The 4,499-nt window shown below is 65.2% G+C and carries 4 protein-coding genes and 3 pseudogenes; 6 read left to right on the top strand and 1 reads right to left on the bottom strand.

What is annotated here, in order from left to right; translation table 11 throughout:
- The 6 genes and pseudogenes from EN742_RS25515 to EN742_RS25490 all read left to right on the top strand — a co-directional run.
- Positions 1–215 (top strand): annotated as a pseudogene (locus EN742_RS25515) (sugar ABC transporter permease); the annotation flags it as partial.
- On the top strand, positions 212–1,162 hold the full coding sequence (locus EN742_RS25510; RefSeq protein WP_126056827.1) for a carbohydrate ABC transporter permease: 951 nt from the start codon (positions 212–214) through the stop codon (positions 1,160–1,162). The pseudogene EN742_RS25515 and the gene EN742_RS25510, both read left to right, overlap by 4 nt.
- Positions 1,163–1,352: 190 nt before the next feature.
- Positions 1,353–1,556, top strand: a complete 204-nt coding sequence (locus tag EN742_RS25505) for a hypothetical protein (protein ID WP_126056828.1) — start codon at positions 1,353–1,355, stop codon at positions 1,554–1,556.
- A gap of 4 nt (positions 1,557–1,560) precedes the next feature.
- Positions 1,561–2,667 (top strand): ABC transporter ATP-binding protein, encoded by a 1,107-nt coding sequence (locus EN742_RS25500; protein ID WP_128333416.1) that lies wholly within the window; start codon positions 1,561–1,563, stop codon positions 2,665–2,667.
- Complete coding sequence (locus EN742_RS25495; RefSeq protein WP_127407535.1) at positions 2,660–3,673, top strand: ABC transporter ATP-binding protein; 1,014 nt, start codon at positions 2,660–2,662, stop codon at positions 3,671–3,673. The genes EN742_RS25500 and EN742_RS25495 overlap by 8 nt, the downstream gene beginning before the upstream one ends.
- 59 nt (positions 3,674–3,732) lie before the next feature.
- Positions 3,733–3,990: pseudogene (locus EN742_RS25490) on the top strand (dihydroxyacetone kinase subunit DhaK); the annotation flags it as partial.
- Here EN742_RS25490 and EN742_RS25485 read toward each other — a convergent pair.
- Positions 3,980–4,499, bottom strand: a pseudogene (locus EN742_RS25485) (dihydroxyacetone kinase subunit DhaK); the annotation flags it as partial. The pseudogenes EN742_RS25490 and EN742_RS25485 overlap by 11 nt on opposite strands.

Raw genomic sequence — 4,499 nt, 5'->3', positions numbered from 1 at the left:
GCATCGAGAACTTCAAGATGTTCGACATGGTCAATCTCTTGACTGGCGGCGGGCCGGGCTCGACCACCGAGGTCGCGTCGATCACGCTGAAGCGGCAGGCCTTCGAGAGCTGGCGCACCGGCTATTCCTCGGCCTTCGCCATCATCCTGTTCGTCGCCGTGTTTGGCCTGGCCAACATCTACGTCAAGGCGCTCAACAAGGTGAAGCAGAGATGAGCCTGACATCAGCCCATTCCGTCGTCGCGCCCTCGGCGAATTCGAAGCTGGTCGCCGGCACGATCATCGTCGCCTATGCGCTGATCTCGATCGTGCCGCTGCTGTGGATCTTCGCCACCAGCTTCAAGACGCCGCCGGATTCGATCGCCTATCCGCCGAAGATCGTGTTCCAGCCGAGCATCGAGGGGTATTGCAACCTGTTCACGACGCGCACCCGGCAGACGCCGGAATACATCAACTCGCTCGGACCGGCGACCGGCTTCTGCGACGAGACGGTGCGCAAGCGCAACATGGTGATCGCGGGGCCGTCGAACTTCTTGCCGCGCTTCGTCAATTCGCTGATCATCGCCTTCGGCTCGACCTTCTGCGCGGTGTTCCTCGGCACGCTGTCGGCCTACGGCTTCTCGCGCTTCAAGGTGCCGCTCGCCGACGACCTTCTGTTCTTCATCCTGTCGACGCGCTTCATGCCGCCGATCGCGGTCGCCATCCCGATCTACCTGATGTACCGCGAGATCGGCCTCTCCGACACCGCGCTCGGCATGATCCTGCTCTACACCGCGGTCAACGTCTCGCTCGCCGTGTGGCTGCTCAAGGGCTTCATCGACGAGATCCCGCGCGAGTATGAAGAAGCGGCGATGATCGACGGCTATACCAGGCTGCAAGCCTTCTGGCGCACCGTGCTGCCGCAGGCGACCACCGGCATCGCCGCGACCGCCATCTTCTGCCTGATCTTCGCCTGGAACGAGTACGCGTTTGCCGCGCTCCTGACCTCCGGCACGGCACAGACCGCGCCGCCCTTCATCCCGACCATCATCGGCGAGGGCGGCCAGGACTGGCCGGCGGTGGCCGCGGGCACGACGATCTTCCTGGTGCCGATCCTGGTCTTCACCATCCTGCTCCGCAAGCAGCTCTTGCGCGGCATCACCTTCGGCGCGGTGCGCAAATGATGAACAGTCAGCAAGTGTGGAACCAGCGCTGGGGCAGCGTCCCTTCTCCCCGTTCACGGGGAGAAGATGCTGGCAGGCAGATGAGGGCCAGCGCCGACATATGTCTCAATGAGGGGCGTTTGCGCCGCCCCTCATCCGACCCTTCGGGCCACCTTCTCCCCGTGAACGGGGAGAAGGAAGGCGGTGTCGCATGAGCCGCACTGTTGTCTCCAAGCGCTCCTCATGGCCTCGCTGGGCAAGGCGCGGCCTGCTGGAGAACATCGCCACCGCTATTATCGCCATCGGCTTCCTGATGCTGTTCCAGCCCTTCGCGCTGTCGCTCTACACCTATTCCTTCATCACCATGCTTGCAGGCACCTTGATGTTCATCATCGTCTCGAAATTCCCGGAGTAGGACGATGGCCGAAATCCGCGTCCAACATCTTAGGAAAGCCTTCGGCGATTTCGTCGCCGTGCAGGATTCCAACTTCGTCGTCGAGGACGGCGAGTTCTTCGTCATGCTCGGACCGTCGGGCTGCGGCAAGACCACTACCTTGCGCATGATCGCCGGGCTTGAGTTGCCGACCGGCGGCAAGATCCTGCTCGGCGGCGAGGACGTCACGATGCGCCGGGCGCGGGAGCGCGACATCGCCTTCGTCTTCCAGCTCTTCGCACTCTACCCGCACATGAACGTGCGTAAGAACATCGGCTTCCCGCTCTTGGCGCAAGGCATGCCGTCGGCCGAGATCCGCCAGCGGGTGGAGGAGACGGCGAAGCTGCTCCGCATCGATCATTTGCTTAACAAATCGGTCTCCGGCCTTGCCGGCGGCGACCGCCAGCGCGTCGCGCTCGGCCGCGCCATCGTGCGGCGGCCGAAATGCTTCCTGATGGACGAGCCGCTCGGCACCCTCGATACCGAGTTCCGCGATCTGATGGTGCATGAACTGCGCGAGCTGCACAGCCGCATCCACGCCACCACCGTCTACGTCACGCACGACCAGATGGAAGCGATGTCGATGGCCGACAAGATCGCCGTGATGAACCACGGCATCATCGAGCAGTTCGGAACCCCGCGCGAGATCTACGACCGCCCGGCGACGATGTACGTCGCCGAGTTCATCGGCTCGCCGCCGATGAATTTCCTCAAGTTCGGCGGCGGACTGGCCAGGGGCGCGAAGGAGATTCTCGTGCAGGGCGCCAAGGTCGCCGTGCCGGAGGTGCGCGAGGACATCGCACCGGCCGACATGGCGCTGGGCATCCGTCCCGAGCACATCCGCTTCGACGACGCCTCGAAATTGCGCGGCGCCATCTACGGCACCGAATATCTCGGCACCACGCAAATCGTGGCGGTGGAGACGGCGGACGGCATCATCAAGGCGCGGGTGCCGGCCGAGATCCGGCTCAATCCGGGCGAGCCGGTCGGCCTGTCGCTCAGCAGCGCTCGGCTGTCGCTGTTCGAGAAGGGCACCGGCCGCGCGGTGAAGACCGCCATGTATGACAAGGCAGCGGAGGCGCGCCATGGCTGACGTGCACATCAAGGGCGTGAGCAAGAGTTTTGGCGAGACCGTCGCCGTCGACAATCTCGACCTGCAGATCAAGGACGGCGAGTTCGTCGTGCTGCTCGGCCCGACCGGCGCCGGCAAGACGACGACGCTCAGGCTGATCGCCGGGCTGGAGCGGCCGGATAGCGGCACGATCCACATCGCCGGCCGCGACGCCACGGTGCTGTCGCCGGCCGAGCGCGACACGGCCTTCGTCTTCCAGCAATATTCGCTCTATCCGCACCTCTCAGTCTTCGACAACCTCGCCTTCCCGCTGCGCTCGCCGGCCCGCAAGCTCAGCGAGGACGCGGTGCGACGCCGCGTCGAGGAGGTGGCCAGGCTGGTGCGTATCCACCACAAGCTCGACAGCCGCTCGACCAAGCTCTCCGGCGGCGAGATGCAGCGCGTCGCCATCGGCCGGGCGCTGGTGCGCAAGCCGTCCATCTATTTGATGGACGAGCCGCTGTCTTCGCTCGATGCCAAGCTGCGCGCGGATCTCAGGCTCGAGCTGAAGCGCATCCAGTCCGAACTCGGCGCCACCATGCTCTATGTCACGCACGACCAGATCGAGGCAATGACCATGGCCGACCGCATCGGCATCCTGGCCGAAGGCGTGCTGGTGCAGATCGGCACGCCGCGCGCCATCTATTCCGAGCCGGCAAACCTTCATGTCGCGGCCCGCCTGGGGCAGCCGGCGATCAACCTTCTGCCTGCAGGGCTGCTGCCGGATGGCGGCGCGCCAACCGGTACCAGGACGATCGGCGCGCGCACCGAACACCTGTCGATCGAGAAGGCCGCGAACGGCCATGCCGACGGCGTCGTCGACTGGGTCGAGCATCTCGGCGACCAGAACCATCTGCATGTGACGGTGGGGACAAGGAAGCTGGTGACACTGACCGACCCCGACACGGCGCTCGAAAAGGGGGACAGGGTGACGATCCGCTACCGCTCGCCGCTTTATTTCGGCTCGGACGGGCAAAGACTGATGTAGGCGGACCGCGCACCCATCACACACCGATTGACGACCGCAGATACGGACTGGACGAATCCATGAAGCACTTTTTCAACCGCAAGGACTCGATCGTCACCGAAGCGCTGGACGGCTTTCTTGCGACCGCCGGCTCGGGCACGCTGGCGCGGCTCGACGGCTATCCCGAGATCAAGGTCGTGCTGCGCGCCGACTGGGACAAGACGAAGGTTGCCGTCGTTTCCGGCGGCGGCGCCGGACATGAACCCTCGCACGCCGGCTTCGTCGGCGCCGGCATGCTGACGGCGGCTGTCTCCGGCGAGATCTTCGCCTCGCCAGCGGCGAGGCGAGCACCGCATTGGCGATCAGCGACATTTCGAGCGGCGGCACCGATCCGAGATTGTTGATCAGCAGCGCGTAGCGGCTGCCGGCATCGAGCAGCGCGGCAAGGCGCTCGGCCATGATGGCGACGAGTGAGCCGGCGCTCTGCAGCGCGATGCGCTCGACGCCCGGCTCGCCATGGATGCCGAGCCCGAGCTCGCCATCGTCGGCGCCGAAGCGATCCTCATGCGCCTGACCGGGGATCGAGCAGGAAGAGAGCGAGATGCCGAGCGAAAAAATGTCCTTTGCCGCCGCCCGCGCTGCCGCTGCTACTGACACCAGGTCACGGCCGGTTTCGGCAAGATGCCCCGCGATCTTGTGGACGAACAGCGTGCCGGCGACGCCGCGCGGCTGCGCGATGTCGGGCAGCGCGATGTCGTCGCCGACGATCACCATCTCGACCGCAAAGCCTTCGACGCGCGCCTTCTCGGCGGCGAGGCCGAAATTGAGGCGATCGCCGGTATAGTTC

It is taken from the genome of Mesorhizobium sp. M4A.F.Ca.ET.020.02.1.1, assembly GCF_004022645.1.
Classification (GTDB): Bacteria; Pseudomonadota; Alphaproteobacteria; order Rhizobiales; family Rhizobiaceae; genus Mesorhizobium.
The sequence above is the reverse complement of the archived record's forward strand: the minus strand, read 5'-3'. Positions and strand labels throughout refer to the sequence as shown.